The 21,072-nt window shown below is 73.9% G+C and carries 12 protein-coding genes; 6 read left to right on the forward strand and 6 right to left on the reverse strand.

Annotated elements, in window-relative coordinates; all coding sequences use genetic code 11:
- Positions 1-142: 142 nt before the first annotated feature.
- From BLT72_RS01765 to BLT72_RS01785, 5 genes are all read left to right on the forward strand, one after another.
- Positions 143-1,084, forward strand: coding sequence for a glycosyltransferase family 2 protein (locus BLT72_RS01765; protein WP_091409320.1), 942 nt, complete (start codon positions 143-145; stop codon positions 1,082-1,084).
- A gap of 160 nt (positions 1,085-1,244) precedes the next feature.
- Positions 1,245-6,890, forward strand: a complete 5,646-nt coding sequence (locus tag BLT72_RS01770; protein ID WP_172826006.1) for a PKD domain-containing protein — start codon at positions 1,245-1,247, stop codon at positions 6,888-6,890.
- A 95-nt stretch (positions 6,891-6,985) separates the two neighbouring features.
- Positions 6,986-7,597: a hypothetical protein gene (locus tag BLT72_RS01775; protein WP_091409323.1), complete on the forward strand. Its 612-nt coding sequence runs from the start codon at positions 6,986-6,988 to the stop codon at positions 7,595-7,597.
- A 27-nt stretch (positions 7,598-7,624) separates the two neighbouring features.
- The gene (locus tag BLT72_RS01780) at positions 7,625-8,878 is read left to right on the forward strand and encodes a hypothetical protein (RefSeq protein WP_091409325.1); all 1,254 of its coding nucleotides are present in this window, start codon (positions 7,625-7,627) and stop codon (positions 8,876-8,878) included.
- A 275-nt stretch (positions 8,879-9,153) separates the two neighbouring features.
- Positions 9,154-11,646 (forward strand): right-handed parallel beta-helix repeat-containing protein, encoded by a 2,493-nt coding sequence (locus tag BLT72_RS01785; protein WP_091409328.1) that lies wholly within the window; start codon positions 9,154-9,156, stop codon positions 11,644-11,646.
- A 91-nt stretch (positions 11,647-11,737) separates the two neighbouring features.
- On the opposite strand, the gene BLT72_RS01790 is transcribed toward BLT72_RS01785, so the two are convergent.
- Entirely contained in the window at positions 11,738-12,874 is a 1,137-nt protein-coding gene (locus tag BLT72_RS01790) for an acyltransferase family protein (RefSeq protein WP_197677164.1), read from the reverse strand.
- A gap of 169 nt (positions 12,875-13,043) precedes the next feature.
- On the opposite strand from BLT72_RS01790, the gene BLT72_RS22930 reads away from it, so the two are divergent.
- Positions 13,044-13,580 carry an acyltransferase gene (locus BLT72_RS22930; protein WP_231930271.1) on the forward strand — a complete coding sequence of 179 codons (537 nt, stop codon included), beginning with the start codon at positions 13,044-13,046 and terminating at the stop codon, positions 13,578-13,580.
- Between the two features lies 1 nt (position 13,581).
- Here the strand turns inward: BLT72_RS22930 and BLT72_RS01800 are convergent, their stop codons facing one another.
- The 5 genes from BLT72_RS01800 to BLT72_RS01830 form a co-directional block, all read right to left on the reverse strand.
- On the reverse strand, positions 13,582-14,892 hold the full coding sequence (locus BLT72_RS01800) for a hypothetical protein (RefSeq protein WP_091409336.1): 1,311 nt from the start codon (positions 14,890-14,892) through the stop codon (positions 13,582-13,584).
- Positions 14,893-15,099: 207 nt separating this feature from the next.
- Entirely contained in the window at positions 15,100-17,040 is a 1,941-nt protein-coding gene (locus tag BLT72_RS22645) for a glycosyltransferase (protein ID WP_197677165.1), read from the reverse strand.
- Positions 17,037-18,578 (reverse strand): lipopolysaccharide biosynthesis protein, encoded by a 1,542-nt coding sequence (locus BLT72_RS01820; RefSeq protein ID WP_091409341.1) that lies wholly within the window; start codon positions 18,576-18,578, stop codon positions 17,037-17,039. The genes BLT72_RS22645 and BLT72_RS01820 overlap by 4 nt, the downstream gene beginning before the upstream one ends.
- Complete coding sequence (locus BLT72_RS01825) at positions 18,575-19,825, reverse strand: Coenzyme F420 hydrogenase/dehydrogenase, beta subunit C-terminal domain (RefSeq protein ID WP_091409344.1); 1,251 nt, start codon at positions 19,823-19,825, stop codon at positions 18,575-18,577. Before BLT72_RS01825 ends, BLT72_RS01820 begins: the two co-directional genes overlap by 4 nt.
- Entirely contained in the window at positions 19,825-20,928 is a 1,104-nt protein-coding gene (locus BLT72_RS01830; protein ID WP_091409347.1) for a polysaccharide pyruvyl transferase family protein, read from the reverse strand. Before BLT72_RS01830 ends, BLT72_RS01825 begins: the two co-directional genes overlap by 1 nt.
- Positions 20,929-21,072 lie beyond the last annotated feature (144 nt).

Below are 21,072 nucleotides of genomic sequence, written 5' to 3' on the forward strand. Positions count from 1 at the left end.
ACTGTAATCCACCCGGACCGGCCTGCCGGGCGCATCGATCAGGTTCCGGCGCGCCCGCCGTCCGCGCGTCGGACCGGGTGCCGGGGCGCCGCCCGCGAGAGCGCGCAGCCAGGCCGTCGCGCCACCGCCCGCAAGGAGCCCCATGACGTCCCCCCAGCCCGCGGCCGCCGAGGTCGTCGTCGCCGTCCTCACCTTCCGCCGCGCCGAGCAGCTCGGCGTCCTGCTGCCCCAGCTGGTGGCCCAGGCCGAGGAGCTCGACGCCGACGGGTCCTGGTCGACCACCGTCGTGGTGGTGGACAACGACCCGGCCCGCAGCGGCGAGCCCGTCGCGGCGGCGCACGCGCCCCGGGTCCGCTACGTGCACGAGGAGGTCCCCGGCATCGCGGCGGGCCGGGCCCGCGCCGTCGCCGAGGCCGGGGACGCGGACGCCCTGGTGTTCATCGACGACGACGAGGAGCCGACGCCCGGCTGGCTGGCCCGGCTGGTCGGCACCTGGCACGCGGAGGGCCGGCCGGCCGGCGTCGTCGGCCGGGTGAGCCCGACCTACGCCGGCGTGAGCGACCCGTGGGTCGACGCCGGGGGCTTCTTCCGGCGCCGGCGCCACGCCACGGGCACCGAGGTCGCCGCGGCGTCGTCGGCGAACCTGCTGCTGGACCTCCGGCTGCTCCGCGCGCTCGGCCTCACCTTCGACCGGGGGCTGGGCCTGCGCGGCGGCGAGGACACCCTGCTCACCCAGAGCCTGACGCGGGCCGGTCACCGGCTCATCTGGTGCGACGAGGCCGAGGTCGTCGACCACATCCCGCCGTCCCGGATGGACCGGCGCTGGGTGCTGCGGCGCGCCTTCAGCCACGGCGCCGTCGCCAGCCGCATCGAGCTCGGGTTCGCCGCCCGGGTGCTGCCGGTGCGGGCCCGGCTCGCGGTCGGGGCGGTGGCCCGGGTGGCCGCCGGGCTGCTCCGTGCCCTCCTCGGCCGGCTGCGCGGCGACCTCGGGCAGCGCGCCCGCGGCTGGCGGCTGGCGGCGAAGGGCGCTGGCATGCTCGTCGGTGCGCTCGGTCGGGACGTGGCCGAGTACCGACGGCCCTGAGACCTCGGTCACAGGCTGAGCGCAGCGCCCGGCCGCCCGGGCACGAACCGGACACGAACAGGTAACGGACGTCGGCGGGCGGCGGCGGAATTCCTTAGTCTTCCTCTGCGACAGGACCCACGGGGGGTGGGCCGCGCAACGATCGCTCGGGGACTTCCACATGGCGTTGACGCCTTCGCGTGCCAAGCGCGCGCTCATCACCCTGCTCTCGACCAGCATCCTCGCGGGTGCGCTGGTCGCCGCAGGTGCCGGCTCCGCCGCGGCGGCGGAGGCGGCGAGCGCGTACAACGTGGTCGACCGCAACGCCACCACCGGCGTGACGGCCGACGCGCTGCCGACCGTGCAGATCGACGGCGTCGTCTGGGACCAGGCCATCGTCGGGGACACGGTGTACGCGGGCGGCCAGTTCGCCAACGCGCGGCCGGCCGGCGCCGCCGCCGGCACGAGCCTCACGCCGCGGGGCAACCTGCTCTCCTACAACATCCGCACCGGGGTGCTGAACACCGGCTTCGCGCCGACGGTGAACGGCCGGATCCGCGCCATGGCCGTCTCCCCGGACAAGTCGCGGCTCTACGTCGTCGGCTCGTTCACGACGGTCAACGGGCAGAGCCGCAGCCGGGTGGCCGCCTTCAACACGAGCGACGGGTCGCTCGTCCCCACCTTCAAGCCGGTCGCCAGCTCCGACGTCTTCTCGATCGCCGTCTCGGACGACGCCGTGTACCTCGGCGGCTGGTTCGGCGCGGTCAACGGGGTCGCCCGGCAGCGGCTGGCCGCCGTCAGCCCCACCACCGGCGCCACCCTCGCCTGGGCGCCGACCAGCGACAGCACCGTCAACACCATGGCGCTGACCCCGGACCGGACGCGGCTGCTCGTCGGCGGCATCTTCGCCAACCTCAACGGCTCGCCGGCCATCGGCCTGGGCTCGCTCGACGCCACGACGGGCACCCTCTACCCGTTCGCCGCCAACCAGACGATCCAGAACTACGGCAACTCCGCCGGCATCTACAGCCTCAAGACCGACGGCACCAACGTCTACGGCGCGGCCTACTGGTTCGGCGGCACCGGCAACTTCGAGGGCATGTTCGTCGCCGACCCGATGAGCGGCGCCCTCAAGTCCATGGCCGACTGCCACGGCGACACCTACGACGTCTCACCGGTCGGCGGCGTCGTCTACACCGTGAGCCACCACCACGACTGCTCGAACATGAACGGCTTCCCCGACACCAACCCGCGCAGCCGCTGGATGCGGGCCAACGCGTTCACCGTCGCGGCGACCACGACGACCGGCCCCAACAACGCCGGGGGCTACTACAGCTTCCAGGGCCAGCCGTCCTCCTCGATCGTCAACTGGTTCCCCGACGTCTCCGTCGGCTCCTACACGGGCCAGTCGCAGGGCGGCTGGACCACCGAGGCCACCAGCGAGTACGTCGTCCAGGGCGGGGAGTTCCCGCTGGTCAACAACACCGGCCAGCAGGGCCTGGTGCGCTTCGCGATCCCCTCGATCGCCACGAACAAGCAGGGCCCGCGGGCGACGGCGGCCGAGAGCGCGCCCAGCCTGCGCGGCATCTCCGGCACCTCGGTGCGCGTCTCCTTCAAGGCGAACTTCGACCGCGACGACCAGCAGCTGACCTACAAGCTGTTCCGCACCGACCGGCCCGCCACGCCGGTGCTGACCAGGACCGTCACGTCGCAGTTCTGGAACCGGCCCACCCAGGTGTTCACCGACACCGGCCTGACCCCGGGCGCCGGCTACGGCTACTACGTCACCGCCACCGACCCGACCGGGAACACGTCCAAGAGCGCGACGACCACCATCACCACGGGCACCGCCGTCGTCGACGACAGCCCGTACGCCCGGGCCGTGCAGACCGACGGCGCGGCCCACTACTGGCGCCTCGACGAGGCCGCGGGCGCGACCTCGTCCGTCGACTGGGCGGGCGGCAACGACCTGGTGCTCGGCGCCGGCGTGACCAGCGGCGCGGCCGGGGCCGTGCAGGGCTCGCCCGACACCGCCGCCACGTTCGACGGCGGCGCGACCGGTGTGGCGGGGCAGAGCAGCACCGAGCACAGCAGCAACACCTTCAGCGCGGAGGCCTGGTTCAGCACCACCACGGCGACCGGCGGCAAGATCCTCGGTTTCGGGGACAGCCAGACCGGCTCGAGCGGCAGCTACGACCGGCACCTCTACATGGACAACAGCGGACGCCTCACCTTCGGCGTCTACCCGGGCAGCGTCCGCACGGTGACCAGCGCGGGCAGCTACAACGACGGCCAGTGGCACCACGTCGTCGCCTCCCTGTCGCCCTCGGGCCTGCAGCTGTTCGTCGACGGCCTGCGGGTCGGCATCGACACCGGCACCACCACCGGCCAGGACTACCAGGGCTACTGGCGGATCGGCGGGGACAACATCGGCAGCTGGCCCGCCCAGCCCTCGAGCAGCACCTTCGCCGGGACCATCGACGACGTCGCGATCTACCCGACCGCGCTGACCCAGACCCAGGTGCGGGACCACTTCACCAAGAGCGGCCGCACGGTCGACGTCCCGGCGGCCCCGACCGACGCGTACGGCCGGCAGGTCCACGGCGACGACCCGCTGTTCTTCTGGCGGCTCGACGAGACCACCGGCAGCACCGTCGCCGACGCCAGCGAGGCGCGGACGGCGGGCAACCTGGCCGGCGGCGTCACCCTCGGCGCGGCCAGCACCGTGACGGCCGGCAAGGCAGCCGCGTTCGACGGCAGCACCGGGACGATCGCGAGCAGCCGGACCTTCACCAACCCCACGGCCTACTCCGAGGAGGTGTGGTTCAAGACCACGACCACCAACGGCGGCAAGCTGATGGGCTTCGGGGACCAGCCGAGCGGCTTCTCGAACAACTACGACCGGCACGTCTACATGGAGAACAGCGGCCAGCTGACCTTCGGCGTGTGGACGGGCCAGGCCAACACCACGACGACCCCGGCGGCCTACAACGACGGCGCCTGGCACCACATGGTCGCCACCCAGGACGCCACCGCCGGCATGCGGCTCTACGTCGACGGCGTGCTCGCGGGCAGCAACGGCCAGACCTCGAACCAGGGCTACACCGGCTACTGGCGGGTGGGCGGGGACACCTCCTGGGGCGGCAGCAGCGCGTTCTTCGCCGGCTCGCTGGACGAGGCCGCCGTCTACCCCTACGCGCTGAGCGCCGCGCAGGTCGCGGCCCACCACGACGCCTCCGGCGCGGCGGTGGACGCCGCTCCCGTGGCCTCCTTCACCTCCTCCTGCACCGACGCCACCTGCTACCTCGACGGGTCCGCCAGCAGCGACCCGGACGGCTCTGTCACGGCGTGGGCGTGGGCCTTCGGGGACGCGACCACCGGAACCGGCTCGACGGCCTCGCACACCTACGCGGCGTCCGGCAGCTACGACGTCACCCTGACCGTCACCGACGACCAGGGCCGGAAGAGCAGCACCACCCGTCCGGTCACGGTCACCAAGCCGGTGCCGAACCAGGCCCCGGTCGCCGCCTTCACCAGCACCTGCGACGAGCGGGCCTGCACCGTCGACGCCGCCACCAGCACCGACGCCGACGGCTCCGTGGCGACCTACGCCTGGTCCTTCGGCGACGGGGACACCTCGGCGCTGCCCCGACCGACGCACACCTACACCGCCGACGGCACCTACCCGGTGACCCTGACGGTCACCGACGACCGGGGGGCCAGCGACACCGTGACCCACCCCGTCTCCGTGCAGCGGGCGAACGTCGCGCCGGTCGCGTCCTTCACCTCCACCGCGCAGGCGCTGGCCGCCAGCTTCGACGGCTCGGCCTCCACGGACGGCGACGGCACGGTCGACGGCTACGCCTGGACCTTCGGCGACGGCACCTCCGGGACCGGTGTCAAGCCCAGTCACACCTACCCGAGGGCCGGCAGCTACGACGTCACCCTGACCGTCACCGACGACCGCGGCGCCACCAACCAGGTGACCCGGCCGGTCGCGGTGACCGCGCCGGCCGCCAACGCGGCTCCCGTGGCCGCGTTCGGCTCGACGACCTCGGACCTGAGGGTCAGCGTCGACGGGTCGGGTTCGACGGACGCCGACGGCACCGTGGCCTCCTACGCCTGGACCTACGGTGACGGGTCGACCGGGACCGGTCGGACCGACACCCACACCTACGCGGCGGCGGGCACCTACAGCGTCAAGCTGACGGTGACCGACGACGGCGGGCTGACCGGCTCGCTGACCAGGAGCGTCACCGTCACCGCGGCGCCGCAGCCGCCGGCCGGCGACGTCCTCGCCGCCGACGCCTTCGGCCGCACGGGCTCCCGCTGGGGCACCGCGGACGTCGGCGGGGCCTGGACCGACTCGGGCGCGACCTACTTCTCCACCGCCGGTGGCAAGGGCGTGCTCGCGATGACCAAGGCCGGCTCCGGCCCGACGGCGACGCTGGGCACGGTCGCCGCCACCGACTCCAGCACGACCGCGGAGTTCACGCTCGACAAGGTCGCCAACAGCGGCGGGCTGCAGATCATCCTGGCGGCCCGCAAGCAGGGCACCTCGGAGTACCGGCTCAAGGCGCGGGTGCTGTCCGACGGCACCGTCCGGCTCGGCGTCACCCAGGTGGTCTCCGGGACGGAGACCTCCCTCAAGGAGGTGCTCGTCAGCGGCCTGACCATCACCCCGGGTGAGGTGTACGAGCTGCGCTTCGACGTGACCGGCACGGGCACCACGACGCTGGCCGCGAAGCTCTGGAAGGCCACGGCCTCCGAGCCGACGGCCGCCCAGGTCAGCGCGACCAGCACCGTCGCCGGGCTCCAGACGCCGGGTGCCGCCGCGGTCCAGGGCTACCTGGCCTCGACGGTCACCAACCTCCCGGTCACCCTGCGCTTCGACGGGTACGCGGTCGCCCGGGCGGGCACCACGCCCCCGCCGGCGGCGAACGTCAAGCCGGCCGCGGCCTTCGGCTCCTCGACCTCGGACCTGAGGGTCAGCGTCGACGGGTCGGGTTCGACGGACGCCGACGGCACCGTGGCCTCCTACACCTGGACCTACGGTGACGGGTCGACCGGGACCGGTCGGACCGACACCCACACCTACGCGGCGGCGGGCACCTACAGCGTCAAGCTGACGGTGACCGACGACGGCGGGCTGACCGACTCGCTGACCAGGAGCGTCACCGTCACCGCGGCCCCGCCCGCCACCACGGTCGTGGCCTCGGACGCCTTCGGTCGGACCGGCACCCGCTGGGGGACCGCCGACGCCGGCGGCGCGTGGACCGACTCGACGGCCTTCTCGACCGCCGGGGGCAAGGGCCTGGTGACGGTGGCCAAGGCCGGATCCGGTCCCCTCGCCGCCCTCAACGGCGTCTCGGTGCTCGACTCCTCGACCACCGTGACGGTGTCCGCCGACAAGGCGGCGACCGGCGGCGGCAGCTACGTCACCGTGGCGGCCCGCAAGCAGGGCACCTCGGAGTACCGGCTCAAGGTCCGGCTGGTCGCCGACGGCACGGTGCGGCTCAGCACCACCGTCGTCGCCAGCGGCACCGAGACGCTGCTGAAGGACAGCCTGGTCCCGGGGCTGACCTCCACCGCGGGCGACGTGCTGAAGGTGCGGTTCGACGTGACCGGCAGCGGCACCACGACGCTCGCAGGCAAGGTCTGGAAGGCCTCGGCCACCGAGCCGGCCGCCGCCCAGATCAGCAGCACCAGCTCCCAGGCCGGCCTGCAGAGCGCCGGTGGGGTGGCCCTGACCGGCTACCTCTCGGGCAGCACCACCAACGCCCCGGTGGTCTTCGCCTTCGACGACCTGGTCGTCACCCGGCGCTGAGCCGGGCTCCTCCCACCCGGCGGGCCGCCCGTCCGCGGACCCCGACCGGGTGGGAGGATCGGCGCCTGACCTCGGGGGAACGAGAGAGGCCAGACATGTCCCGCACCCCAGCCCGGCCGGTGGCCCGCGCCACCGCCGCCCTGCTGCTCGCCGTCCTGCTCGGCGGCTGCACCGCGGAGGCCGGCAGCGGCACCAGCAGCACCCCGCCGGCCGAGCCGCCGCCCGTCCCGGCGTCCAGCGCAGCGACCACGCCGGTCCCCGCGCCCACCCCGGGCAGCGCCGGGTCCACCGTCGCCGGCCAGCCCGTCCGCCAGCGCAAGGCCGTGCGGCTCGACGCCCCGGGCCAGGCCGCCGACGACGTCGCCGTCCGGCTGACGTCGGTGCGGGCGATCACCGCCAGGGCGAGTGGTCCGGGCGAGGTGGCGGGTCCGGCCCTCGCCGTCACCGTGCAGATCGAGAACGGCACCAGCCAGGCCGTCGAGCTCGGCTCGACCGTGGTCAACCTGACCGACAGCGAGGGTGCGCCCGGGTCGGTGATGTCGGCCGAGCCGGCCAGCCCGCTGCCCGCGGCCGTCGCGGCCGGAGCGCAGGTCGCAGGCGTCTACGTCTTCACCGTGCCGGAGGGCCGGCGCGACCCGGTCACCGTCGAGGTCGGCGTGACGCCCAGTGACCCACTGGTCGTGTTCCGTGGGCGACCGACCGGCTGACCCGGCGGCAGCCCGTAGCGTGCAGCCATGGACTCCGCCCTCCGGCTCGGGACGACCCTCGGGCAGCTGACGGACCGGGTGCTCGGGGCGTTCGGCTCCGGCGTCCGCCGCTTCACCACCTGGCGGTGGTGGCTGCAGGTGCTGGTGGTCTGGGCCCTCGGCCGCCTCTTCACCCTGCTGCTGGTGCTGACCGTGGCCCGGATGCAGGGACCGAACCCGTGGACCACCGAGCGGCCGGGCTACCTGGACTACATCGACGGCTGGGACGCCGGCTGGTACCACAAGATCTTCGACGAGGGCTATCCCCGCGTGCTGCCGCGCGACACCGCCGGGCAGCTCGACCCGAACCAGTGGGCCTTCTACCCGGTGCTGCCCGGCCTGGCCAAGCTCCTCAACCTGGGCACCGGCGTCTCGTGGCTGGTGCTGGGGCCCCTGATCTCCCTGCTGGCCAGCCTCGCCCTGTGCCTGCTGCTCCACCGGCTGTTCGCCAGCCGCGCCAGCGCCGGCACCGCCCTGATGGCCGTCGCCCTGTTCTCGTTCCAGCCGGCCGCGCCGGTGCTGCAGTTCGGCTACGCGGAGTCGCTCGGCCTGGCGCTCCTCGTCGGCGTGCTGCTCTGCCTGGTGCACGAGCGCTACTGGACCGCCGTCCCGCTCGTGGTCGTGCTCAGCCTCACCCGCCCGACGAGCGCGCCCCTCGCGCTGACCATGCTGCTGGTCGCGGTCGGCTGGTTCCTGCTCCGCCGCACGCAGCCGGTCGCACGCCGACGCTGGCTGGGGCTGGGCGTCCTCACCGTGGTGACCGGCCTGAGCACCTTCCTCTGGCCCGCGGTGATGGCGGTCGTCACCGGCGACCCGGACGCCTACTTCGAGACCGAGGCCGCCTGGCACGGCAACAGCGCCGTGCTGCCCGGCGAGCTGTGGGCCAACATCGGCATCCGGCTGTTCGGCAAGCCGCTGGGCCTCCTGGCCCCCGTCGTCGTCGTCCTCGGCCTCGTGCTGGTGATGGCCACCCGCACCGTCCGCCGGCTCGGTCCGGTGCTGTACCTCTGGACGGCCAGCTACCTGCTGTACCTGCTCGGGGTGGTCGCCCCGAACGGCGCCCTGCCCCGGCTGCTGCTGCCGGCCTTCCCGCTGCTGCTGGCGGCGGCGATGGCGTCCCGGTCGAGGGCCTACCGGGTCACGCTGGTGATCGCCAGCCTCGTCGGTCAGGTCGTCTGGGTGGCCTGGCTGTGGCACTGGTCCGGCGTGGGGCTGCACGGCGCCGCGGAGTCCAACCCCTAGTCGGGGCCGCGCCGACACGGCGTGCCGGGGCCGGGGCGTGACCGAGATCACACCGGGAGAGGTGTAACACCGAGCCCGACCGGTGCGTGCCGGGGCCGGGTCCGGGGGCCGCCAAGAAGCCCCTGACCAGGGGTCACGCCGCGATTTCCGTGACCTCTGGTTGACCGGAACGAGACCGTTCCGTGATTTCTGGCCTGGGGCAGGCTGTGCCACACTTCCTCGCAACGATCGCACAACAATTCTCAGCCCTCGCCCCCAGACTGCAGGAGTGCCCCATGCCATCGTCCTCTACTGTCGCGCGCCGAAGATGGGCCCTGCCCGTCGCCGGCCTCGCGTCGACGGTGCTCGCCAGCATCGCCCTGACGGCGGCGCCGTCGCTGGCCGCCGCGGCCACCACCATCGCCACGGACGGCTTCGACCGTTCCGCCGCCTCCGGCTGGGGCGCCGCGCCCAGCGGCGGCGCCTGGTCGGTCACGGGCGGAGCCAGCCGCTCGGTGGCCGGCAGCGCCGCCACCGTGGCCGGCGTGGGGGCGAACCGCTCCTTCCGGGCTTCGCTGCCCGCGGTCAAGCTGGCCAACGGCACCGTCCGCGCCGCGTTCACCGTGCCCAAGGGCACCCAGGTCTACTACAGCGCCGAGGCCCGCCGGCAGGCCAACGGCACCGCGTACGGCAGCCGCGCCCGGATCGACGCCAACCGCAAGCTGCACACCGAGGTCGTCCGCGTGGCCGGCGGCGCCGCCACCGTGCTGGCGTCGAAGGTGCTCGGCACCGTGGCGCCCGGCCAGAGCGTGACGGTCGAGCTCGACGTCGCCGGCACCTCGTCGGTCGTCGTCCGCAGCAAGGCCTACGTCACCGGGACGCGCGCTCCCGACTGGCAGGCCCGCGCCACCGACAAGGCCGGGTCGCGCATCGCGGCCGCCGGTGCCGTCGGCGTCAGCGGCTACGTCAGCGCCGGGCAGGCCGCGCAGACCTGGAAGACCCTGGCCTTCTCGGCCCTGAGCACCGGCAGCACCGCGGCCACCCCGCCGGCTCCGCCCGTCGTCGCGCCGCCGGCACCTCCCGTCGTCGCCAAGCCGACCGCCACGCCGGCCGCGTCGGGCAAGCACGGCGCCGCCGCCGTCGGCAGCACCGCCTACCCGGTGCCCAGCAACGCCGTCTTCGTCTCCACCTCGGGCAGCGACTCGGCCTCGGGCAGCAAGAGCGCCCCGGTCCGGACCGTGACCAAGGCCCTCACCAAGGTGTCGAGCGGCCGGACCATCGTGATCCGCGGCGGGACCTACCACGAGTACTTCATCGTCCCGCCCGGCAAGGCCGTGACGATCCAGAGTTACCCGAACGAGGCCGTGTGGTTCGACGGCTCCAGCAAGGTGAGCGGCTTCACCGCCTCCGGCAGCGCCTGGCGGGCCGACGGCTACAGCTCCTTCGACGCCAGCCCGACCTACACCAAGGGCGCCCCCGACGGCACGGCGGTCGGCTGGACGTTCCTCAACCCGGCCCACCCGATGGCCGCGCACCCCGACCAGGTGTGGATCGACGGCGCCGAGCAGAAGCAGGTCGGCGCGCTCAGCCAGGTCAAGGCCGGCACGTTCTTCGTCGACCGCGGCGCCAAGCGGCTCTACCTCGGCACCAACCCCGCAGGCCGCTCGGTCCAGGCCAGCACGCTGAGCCAGGCCATCTCGCTGCGAGCTCCCGGCACGACGATCCGCGGCCTCGGCTTCCGGCGCTACGCCTCCTCGGTCCCGCAGCAGGGCGTCATCACCGCCTACTACCCGAACCAGAAGCTCGAGAACGTCGAGGTCCGGGACAGCGCCACGGCGGGCGTGGGCATCTTCAAGCCCGGCTCCAGCCTCAAGAACGTGACCATCACCGGGAGCGGGCAGATCGGCCTGCAGGCCAGCTACGCCGACGGCCTGACGGTCGACAACCTGTCCCTGCGGAACAGCAACGACCAGAACTTCAACCCGACGCCCAGCGCCGGCGGGTTCAAGGTCACCACGACGCGTGGCTTCACCATGAAGAACAGCGAGATCACGGGGACGATCGGCAACCAGTTCTGGACCGACCAGTCGACCTACGACATCAACCTGACGAACAACACGATCACCAACGGCACCCGCTGGGGCATCGTCCTCGAGATCTCCTCCAAGGCCGTCATCGCCGGCAACGTCGTGGCCGGCAACGCCCACGACGGGATCATGATCTCGAACACCAACAACGTCAGCGTGTGGAACAACACGCTGGTGAACAACGGCCGCTCCGGGCTGGCGATCGCGCAGGACAAGCGGCGGATCACCCAGCTGTCGGTGTCCGGGCACGACCGCCGTCGCGCCCAGCCGGACATGTCCATGCCGTGGACGACCACGAACGTCACCGTGGGGAACAACATCTTCACCGGCGGGACCGGGAGCAAGTCGGCCATCTACCTGGTCGAGTCCTGGGACCGGGCGCTGAACGCGGAGCAGATGGCCACCTACTCCAACGGCAACGTGTTCAGCCAGAAGGCGGTGGGCACCCCCAAGCTCGCCACGGTCTGGGGCAACGCCGGGGCCTACTCCACGAACTTCGTGAAGTTCTCCGACTACGTGGCCGCCACCGGCCGGGACCGGAACAGCTACCACCACCTGGGCGCGTCCCCGGTGAACGGCAGCTACCAGGCCGTCGCGGCGATCTCCAGCCGGGACACCACGGTGGGCCAGCCGCTGCCGGCGGCCGTGGCGACCAAGGTCGGCCGGGCCGCCGGGACGCGGCACCTCGGCGCCTGGCGCTGAGCACCGCCCCACCCGGGCCCTGCGCCCACAGCACGACGCCACGAGCCGTGCCGGTCACCGACCGGCACGGCTCGTCCGCGTCCGGGCAGGGTCAGCGCGGCGCGCTGGGCGTGCCGGCGGGGACGTCGACGACCGCAGCCTGCTGGACCGTGCGCGGACGGCCGACGTGCTTGAGCCGCAGCACCGGCTTCTCCAGGCCGAACCAGCTCGCCGCGGCCAGCGGGAGCGTCAGGGCCAGCGAGGCGAGCGCGAAGAGGGGGACGCCCAGCGACGCCGCCCCCACCACGGCCAGCAGCTGCTGCAGCGGGAAGGCGTAGATGTAGGTGCCGTAGGACAGGTCCTGGCGGAACTGGAGGCGCGGGTGCCGACCGAGGGCGCCCAGCCCGAGCATCAGGTAGGCGAGCGGCAGCGCGCCGACGACGCGGTAGTCCGGGAGCAGGCACGACAGCAGCACCACGGCGGCCGCGAGCAGCAGGTAGCGGCCCCGGACGACGACCCGGTCGCGGTAGCGGTAGAGCAGGGCGCCCGCGACGAACGGCAGCCCGAAGCGCGAGCCCAGGGTCAGCCAGTAGTTGTCGACCGGGCCGTAGGAGGTGGCCACGGTGGTGACGGTGAGGACCACGAAGGCGACCGCCATGGTGTGGCGCCGCTTCAGCAGGCCCACCAGCCCCAGCCCGAGGACGGCCAGGTAGCAGAAGAACTCCCACACCAGGGTCCACATCGAGCCGTTCCACACCCCGGGGAACGGCACCCCGGCCGGGGTGCCGACGATGCCGTACTGGTGCACCCACAGCGCGGCGTTCGTGCCCACGTAGGAGGCGGCGTCGCGCCAGTAGCCCGCGGGCAGGCCGACCCCGCCGATGACCAGCGCCAGCGGGGCGATCACCAGGGCCGTCAGCAGCAGGCTCGCCCAGAACCCGGGGAAGATGCGCAGCACGCGGGCCCGCAGGAACGTCGAGACCTGCGGCGCGCGGAGCCAGCTGGAGACGATGAGGTAACCCGAGATGGTGAAGAAGCCGTCCACGCCCACGTGGCTGAGCAGCTGGCGCAGGGGGGCGAACGCGATGTCGCCGCCGGTGAGGGGGAAGGCGTGCCAGACGATGACCGAGACCGCGAGCAGCAGCCGGATGGCGTTCAGGGCGTTCTGGCGCGGGTCGAAGACGGCGGCGAAGGTGCGCGGGGCGGGCGGCGCCGTCGTCCGGTCGTCGGGCACATCACGGAGGGACACGAGCGTTGCCTTTGGTCGCCGGACGGACAGCTCTCGTCGTCGAGGTGCGCACGCATCATAACCGCCGGTCGCCGGCGCCGGTCGGGTCAGGCCCCGGGCGGGGCGCCGCCGTTAGACTGACCAGCCAGTGGGGCCGCCCCCGAGCCCCGCGGTGAGGGAGCTGGTGCCCGTGTCCCGTCTGCGCATGGTGCGCCGGCACTTCTGGAGCTACCTGCGGGGCGTGCTGCGCGGCCACCCCGGGGTGCGGATCGAGTCCCGCGTCAAGCTGCTGGGTCCCGGCACCTACGCGCTGGCGAGCGGCTGCACGATCTCCAAGGGTGCGCACCTGTGGGTCGGCCCGGGCGCCACCCTGACCGTCGGCAAGGGCGCCAAGATCGGCGCCCGCACCAAGGTCAACGTCGGCTCCGGGGTCACGATCGGGCCGGACGTCCGGATCTCCTGGGAGGTCCAGCTGCTCGACACCGACTTCCACTGGACGACGTCGCCGTCCGGCCGCCGGCGCGAGCACAAGGCCCCGATCGTGATCGAGCCGAAGGTGCTGGTCGGCACCCGTTCGCTGGTCCTGAAGGGCGTCACCATCGGACGCGGCTCGGTGGTGGGCGCCGGCGCGGTGGTGCGCCGCGACGTCCCGCCGGGGACGATCGTGGCCGGCAACCCGGCCGAGCCCGTCGGCGAGGTGTCCGACTGGGGCAGCGCCCCGGACTGAGCTAGCGCGCCGCCGGCTCGAGCGCCCGGGCGGGGCGGTGCCGGCGGACGGGCGGCCGGCGCAGCGCCGCCCGCTCGGCCCGGTGCTCGGCGTTGGCCAGCACCTGGGTGCTGACCGCCAGCCCGACCGCGAACCACAGCACGGCGGCGTACTGCGTGATGAGGGCGACGGTGACCAGGGCGGGGATCTGCGCGACGACGGCGATGGTCGCGGCCGTGGCCCGCCCGCGCAGCACGTAGAGGACCGCCGAGGCCAGCAGCAGCAGGACGAGGATGCTGGGCACCCAGCCGAAGATCAGGCCGAAGAGCAGCAGCGCGTTGTCGACGGAGCCGAACGCCCCGATCGAGACCTCCGACGTCGTCGAGACCGAGAAGTTGTCGGCCAGCCCGAAGGGCTGGATGTAGGTGAGCAGCTGCAGCAGCTCCGAGCGGTAGAGCGCGCTGCCCTCCGCCTCGGTGCCGGAGGCCACGAACACGTCCTGGACCAGGGTGTACACCAGGCCGGCGGCCACGAGGACCAGCAGCAGCAGGCCGACCCGGTAGGCCCGGGAGAGCGAGTCGCGGAGGAACAGGCAGGCCAGCACCACGGACCCGGCGGCGGTCACCATGCCGGTGCGGCTGAAGCTGACCACCGCGCCGAAGACCATCAGGACGACCATGGCCGTCTTCAGCAGGGGACGGAACCGGCTGCCCAGGGTGAGGGCGACCGCCACCCCCAGCGAGCTGCCCAGCGCGATGGAGTGCCCGAAGGCCCCCTCGGCGCGGAGGATGCCGCCGCGCGGCTGCAGGCCGCCCCACACCTCGTAGTTGGCGTTGTCCGCCGTGATGTAGGTGGTGAAGAGGTTGGTGCCGGTGGCGAACTCCAGCACGGCCAGCGCCGCCACCACCGAGAAGAACACCCCGACCGCGCCGTAGATCCACCGCGCGTCGAGCACCGAGGTGATGATCCGGCCGAGCAGGAAGGCGCCGGCCCAGGCGGTGGCGAGGTCGAACGTCGCGCTGAGGGTGGTCAGCCGCAGGAGGTACTCGACCACCGCGATCACGCCGATGGCGACGAAGAAGAGGTCGACGTAGGACCAGCGGATGCCGACGACCGTCGGCAGCAGGCTGGCCGCCGTCAGCAGGGTGATGATCGTGAAGGCCGGGAAGTAGGCGACCACCGACTGCCCGACCCACACCGGCACGAAGCAGATGACCGTCAGCCACGCGAGGACCGCGACCTTCGGCGAGCGGCGGAGGCCGGCGAAGACGACCGCCAGCACCAGGACAGCGGCGGCCAGCTGCAGGCCGCTGTCGAACTGCGAGCCGGTCACGAGGCGGTCTGCGGGGTGCGGGCTGACGCAGCCATGGGCGTGCTCCTCGTGAACGGTCCGGCGTCCCGACGCCGGCGGCCCGGGCCGGCGGACGCCCGGTGGTCCCCGGGCGTCGCGGACCGGGGACGGGTGGTCGCGGCCCACTCTAGGTGGTCCGGCCGGCTCGCGCCGACGACCACGCGGGCGGCCCTGCTCACGACCAGACCCTCACGACCCGGTCCCCGCGACCAGCGCCCGGGCCCGTCGGTAGGCGAGCAGGTGCAGGTCCGCGGCCGTCGACCAGTCGCGGGCGGAGAGGTCGGGGCGTCCCGTCGGGCCCCCGGCGAGCCGGGCCAGGGTCGACGTCAGGTCCTCCGCGGTCAGCCCGCCCGCGTAGGTGTGGATCCACCCCGGCCCCACCTCCGCGGCCAGCTGCGTGTTCACCTCGTTGTCGGGCACCAGGACCGGACGGTCGAGGGAGAGGGCGGCCAGCACGCCGCCGGAGTTGTGCATCTCCCGGTAGGGCAGCACCACCAGCTGCGCCGCCGACGCTGCCGCCACCAGCTCGGCGTCGGTGAGGAACTCCAGGTGCGTGCTGATCCGCGGGTCCGGACCGGCCAGTGCCGTCAGCTCCGCCCGCAGGTCCGGGCTGGAGGGTCGGCCCCCGACGAACAGGCTCAGCCCCGGGTCGGTCGCCGCGCGGAAGGCGGACAGCAGGGTGTCGACCGCCTTGTAGCGGCGGATGAGCCCGAAGTAGGCGAGCCGGCCGGGCACCGGCTCCGCGCGCGGGTGGGCGGCGAACCAGTCCCGGTAGTGACCGTGCACGACCGTCTCGTGGGGTCGCTCGGCCAGCTCGGTGCTCGTGTTGATCCGGATCAGCAGCGTCGTCCAGCGCTGGAACCAGCGCAGCAGCACCGTCTCGCGCCGGCTGATCCCCGAGGGCAGCTCGAGGTTGTGCACCGTCCGGACCACCGCGGTCCCGCGCAGCCGGAGGCGGAGCAGCAGGGCCACGAAGAGCAGCTGGCGGAGCGCCTTCTTCACCGGCGTGCTGCCGGTGACCAGGATCTCCGGCCAGTGCGCGTGGAACACGTCGTGGTCACCCGTCAGCGCCCGGCGCCAGCTGAAGGTGCTGAGCGTGACGTCGGGGTGGGCGTCCAGGCAGTCCTTGAGCATCCAGATGTAGGGGTTCGTCGTCGGCCGCGGGTCGGGGAAGGACTGCAGGACCCGCACCGGACCGGCGGCGTCCGCGGTGCGGGTCGTCCGGGCGGCCCGGCGGAGGAGGCGCAACCCGTCCAGGGTGCCCCCGACCATCGCCGTCCACGGGGCGGTCGAGGTGAGCAGCTGGCGCCGGCCGCCGCGCAGCACGATGGCGTACGCCTCGGGCAGCGCGGTCGCGACCCAGCGTCGCCGGTCGGCCGCGTCGAGGTGCTGACCGGCGAACAGCAGCCGGTTGCGGATGTTGTAGCGGTAGTAGGTGGCCGACTTGGCCCGGCCGCCGCCCTCGCCCTGGGTGCCGCCCTCGTCGTGGACGGCCTCGGCCTCGCGGACGACCCGCAGGGAGCCGCCCGCCTCCCGGACCCGGCGGGACAGGTCGACGTCCTCCCAGTAGAGGAAGTAGCGGTCGTCGAAGCCGCCGACGGCGTCCCAGAGCCGGCGGCTGAGCAGCAGGCACGCCCCGCTCAGCCACATCTCGACCCGGGGCTCCGGGTCGGTCGGGCGCTTGCGGGTGGCCCGCATGCTGCCGCGGTCGAGGTAGAGGTCGGTGCCGTCGGACCAGACCCGGCCGTCGACCGTCCGCACCACCGGCCCGACCATCACCATCGGGTCGGCGGCGACGACGCGCTGCAGCCGCTCCAGGGCCGAGCCGTCCAGGCGCGCGTCCGGGTTGAGCAGCAGCAGCTGCTCGGCGCCGGCGTCGAGCGCCGCCCGGGCCCCGAGGTTGACCCCGGAGCCGAAGCCGACGTTGGTCGGGCTGGCGACCAGCAGCCAGCCACGCGCGGCGCAGAGCGTGCGGACGGCGGCGAGCTCGGCCGCGGAGGTGAAGTTGTCGACCACCACGACGTCCAGGTCGGGCGACGCCGCGGCGACGGCCGTGAGGTTGGTCGCCAGCAGCGCCGACGAGCCGTAGTTGACGACGACGGCCGCGCAGCGGGGGAGGGGGCCGCTCACCGGTTCTTCCCCGTCCCCTTGCGGACGATCTGGAGCACCCCGGTGATGTCGCGGCGGAACATCGGCACCAGCAGGAACGCCAGCGCGTAGACGACGCCGGCGGCGGCGACGGCGACCGGCAGCTGCACCCAGCGGCCCCACTGCGCGGTCAGCTCGCAGGCCCCGAAGGCACCGGCCGCGAGGAACGCGGTCAGGACCAGGATCCGGCCCGCCCCGACGAACAGCGGACCCACGTCCACCGGCGCCTTGCGGGACAGCCACCAGAACGACAGCGGCCAGGCCAGCGCGGGGGCCAGCGCGTAGCCCCAGGCGACCCCGGTCACGCCCCAGGTGCTGCCGACCAGGATGCAGGCGATCTTGATCGTCACCGTGATCATCGTGTACTGCAGCAGCTCCTTGGTGAGCCCGTGCGACAGGTAGATCCACAGCCCGACGTAGGCGAGGCTCTGGAACACCCCGGCCACCGCCAGCAGCCGCAGGATCGGCTCGACCGACAGCCACTGCCGGCCCAGGAAGATCGACGTGATCGGTCCGGCGGCGCCGATGACCACCCCCAGCCCGGCCACCAGGGTCAGCCCCAGGGCGGACTGGCCGCGCTGGATGTAGGCGTTCGAGGCCGCCCGGTCGTCGCGCAGCCGGGAGAGCACGGGCAGGGCGACCTTCGTGGTGGGCGCTCGGAGCTGACCCAGCGGGGTCATCAGCAGCTGGAACGCCCGGTTGTACAGGCCCAGGGCCTCCGAGCCGAAGCGGGTGCCGATGGTGAGGGAGTCGATGTTGTTGCCCAGGTAGCCGACGAACAGCGAACCCGCGAGCTGCCAGCCGAACCGGAAGAGGTCCCGCATCGGCGCCCGGCGGGGCAGGCGGGGGATCCACCGCGCGGTCACGGCGTTGCCGACCAGCAGCACCACGGCCATGGTCAGCTGCTGCACGGCGAGGGCCCAGTAGCCGGCGCCCTGGACGGCGGCCACGATGGCGACCACCAGCGAGATCGCGGGGGCCGCGACGTCCACGACGGCCAGCGTGGTGAAGCGCAGGCGCCGGTTCAGGTCGGCCCGGTACTGGGTACCCATCCCGTTCAGCACGAAGACGAAGGCGAGCACGTGGGTGAGGCCGACGAGCTCCTCGTGGCCGTAGACCGCGGCGACCAGTGGGGCGGTGAAGAAGACCAGCACCGTGAAGGCCAGGCCCGCGCCGGTGTTGATCCAGAACAGGTTGTCGCGCTGGGCACGCGACAGCGTCTTGGCCTGCACGGCCGCCGAGGACAGCCCGAAGTCCCGGAAGATCTCGGCGACGCCGATGATCGCGGTCACCATCGCCACCAGGCCGTAGTCGCCCGGCGTCAGCAGCCGGGCGAGGACGACGACGCCGACCACCTGCAGCAGGATCTTGACGCCCTGCCCCCCGACCGTGATCAGGGCGCCCCGGGCGGCGGTGCGGCCGAGGGTGCCGCGCTGGGCCTGGGCGGCGGCCCGCTCGGCGGCGGCCTCGGCCTCGGCCTCGTCGAGCGGCGGCTGCGTGAGCGACGGGTCGGTGCTCATCGGCCCGCCCCGGGGGTGCTGCGGGCGCGCTGGACGCGGCGGAAGCTGCCCTTGGCCGTGCGGGCCGTCTCGCGCCAGTCGGCCAGGGCGAGCCGGGCCAGCCCGAAGCCGCGGTAGCGGGGGACCGGTCGGCCGGCGAGCCGGGCACCGGCGAGCCGCCCCAGCAGCGTGCTCCGCCGGGAGACCTGCAGCGGCTGGACGTCGGCGAGGGCGTCGAGGTCCAGCGACCGGCCGACCAGCACCCCCGCGGCGAAGGCGCGCTGCAGGACCTCGTGCCCGCGCGGGGTGCGGGCGAGCACGGCGCTGCAGCCGTCGCCCTCGGCGAACACGGGGTAGCCCCGGGCGTCGGTGTGCCAGAAGTCGGCGGCGGTGATGTCGCTGCTCTCACCCACCCCGTCGGGGCAGATCTTGCAGCGCCACTGGGTCGTCTTGCCGAGGTGCTGGCCCCACGACTCGTCGTAGGTGGTGCGGACGGTGCTGCCGTCCTCGGCCTCGGCGGTGAAGTGGCCGGGCCAGCCCCGACCGCGGTACCAGAGGTCACGGAGCGGGGCGCCCGCGGGCACCCCCAGCTGGGCGACCAGGGCGTCCGTGGCGTGCTGGCTCGGGGTGCCGGCGCAGAAGAAGGAGAGCAGCAGCGGCGGCGACCCGGCGTCGGCGGGGGCGCCGTCCAGCAGGGCCCGGGCGGCGGAGATCTCGCAGGGCTTCCCGACCAGCCCGGTGCCGGGGGCGAGCGCCCCCGGGGCGGCGACCGAGGCCACCGGGGCGTAGCGCGACCCGGCGGAGGCCAGCGCCTCCGCGCGGCTGGTGATGGTGACCGACACGGTCCGCCGGGGCTCGGCCGCGGCGGCCCGGGCGCCGGTGAAGGAGGCCTGCTCGCCGTTCTCGGTGAGCCAGGCGACCAGAGCGGTCAGCGTCCCGCCGCTGCTGCCGCGGTGCCGGATCTCCGGGTCGGCGGCCCAGGCCTCCCAGCCGCTGACGACCGGGCCGAGCGTCGGGTGCACGGTGGCCCCGGCCGGCCGCGGGGAGACGACGCGGCGGCCCGGGCAGATCCGGTCGAACGTGGCGTCGGCCCCGGGCTCCGGCGCCGGTTCGCGCGCGCTGCGCACCGGACGGGCGTAGCCGTCGGCCGACAGGGCCATCTCCAGACCCGGGTCCAGCAGCGTGCAGGCCCCGCAGCCCGAGCAGTTCGCGGTGTCCACGACCCGGCTGACGGCGCGGTCCAGCGCCTCGGCGGTGGCCGCGACCATCAGCGCCGCCCCGCCGCCACCGCGTCGACCCGGCCGGCCAGGGCCCCGGTGGCCAGCGCGAGCGTGCTCGCGGCCCGCTCCCGGACGGCCACGACCTGCGCCCGCAGGTCGTCCCGGGCGGCGATCTCCGCCACCACGGCGGGCGCCTCGTCGGCGGAGGTGCGCAGGTCGACGACGTGCTCCCAGCCCAGGTCGGCCATCAGCGGGGCGAACTTGCGCGAGTAGGCCAGCGGGATCGCCGGGGTGCCGACCGAGAGGGCGTTCAGGCAGGCGTGCATGCGGGAGCCGATGACCAGCTCGGCCCCGGCCAGCATGGTGCGGATGTCGGTCAGCGACATGGGGACGAGCACCTCGGCGGTGGGCGCGTGCGCGTCCCGGAACTCCTCGACGGCCGGCACGTCGTCGTCGGGGTTGTCCGAGGGCAGCACGTGGGCGAGCAGGCTGACGGTCCGCCCCGCGGCCACCAGCCGGTCGTGCACGTCGGTGACGGTGCGCCGGTAGGCGGCGGCGTCGACGTGCGGGCCCGGCTGCCACAGCAGCCCGGAGACGTTGAGGACGACGTCGCGACGCGTCGTCGGCTCGGGCACGTCGAGGGCGAACACGACGTCGGTCGTCAGGACGTCCACCGGGCGCCCGAGGTCGGCCGACGCCTGCGCGCTGATGCTGTCGCGGGCCATCACCACCGACGCGGTGCGCAGGGAGCGCTGCGCGAGGGCCCGCGCCCGGCGGGAGCCGAACGGCCCGATCGTCTGCGGGCTCAGCACGACGGGCACGCCGACGCGCGCGGCGAACTCGGTCGTCGCGCACATCGCGGAGAGCCGCTTGAGGCCGTAGATGTCGGCGAAGGAGTCACCGGCGCGGGTGTCCATCACCAGGTCGAACCCGCGGAACCAGTCCGCGAGGCCCCGCTGGCGCAGCACCGCCTCCTTGGCGACCTCGGCCACCGAGCCGAGCCGGACCGGCGCCGTCCGGGCGCCGTAGTTGTAGAACACGAACTCGGCGTCCGGCCAGACGCGTCGCGTCAGCGCCTCCGTGCCCGCACCGAGAACTCTCACCCCGAGGTTTGGGGACCGGTCGTCGGCCCAGATGACCAAAACTCTCATCACTGCCCGTCCTTGCTGGTAGGCGCATCACTGTACGGGCCGGATGAGACGGTCGTGTCACACACGTCAGTGCCCGGTGGTGCGCTCGTGGCCCCCGAGGCCAGCGGGCGGCGCCCCGGTGCGCCGCCCGTCGTCGTGCCGGTC

This window comes from Friedmanniella luteola (assembly GCF_900105065.1).
GTDB classification, from domain to species: domain Bacteria; phylum Actinomycetota; class Actinomycetes; order Propionibacteriales; family Propionibacteriaceae; genus Microlunatus; species Microlunatus luteolus.

Coding starts and splice junctions, on each gene's coding strand:
- BLT72_RS01820 (WP_091409341.1), bottom strand. CDS start 18,578: ATGAGCACCGACCCGTCGCTCACGCAGCCGCCGCTCGACGAGGCCGAG.
- BLT72_RS01825 (WP_091409344.1), bottom strand. CDS start 19,825: ATGGTCGCGGCCACCGCCGAGGCGCTGGACCGCGCCGTCAGCCGGGTC.
- BLT72_RS01775 (WP_091409323.1), top strand. CDS start 6,986: ATGTCCCGCACCCCAGCCCGGCCGGTGGCCCGCGCCACCGCCGCCCTG.
- BLT72_RS01770 (WP_172826006.1), top strand. CDS start 1,245: ATGGCGTTGACGCCTTCGCGTGCCAAGCGCGCGCTCATCACCCTGCTC.
- BLT72_RS01830 (WP_091409347.1), bottom strand. CDS start 20,928: ATGAGAGTTTTGGTCATCTGGGCCGACGACCGGTCCCCAAACCTCGGG.
- BLT72_RS01780 (WP_091409325.1), top strand. CDS start 7,625: ATGGACTCCGCCCTCCGGCTCGGGACGACCCTCGGGCAGCTGACGGAC.
- BLT72_RS01785 (WP_091409328.1), top strand. CDS start 9,154: ATGCCATCGTCCTCTACTGTCGCGCGCCGAAGATGGGCCCTGCCCGTC.
- BLT72_RS01765 (WP_091409320.1), top strand. CDS start 143: ATGACGTCCCCCCAGCCCGCGGCCGCCGAGGTCGTCGTCGCCGTCCTC.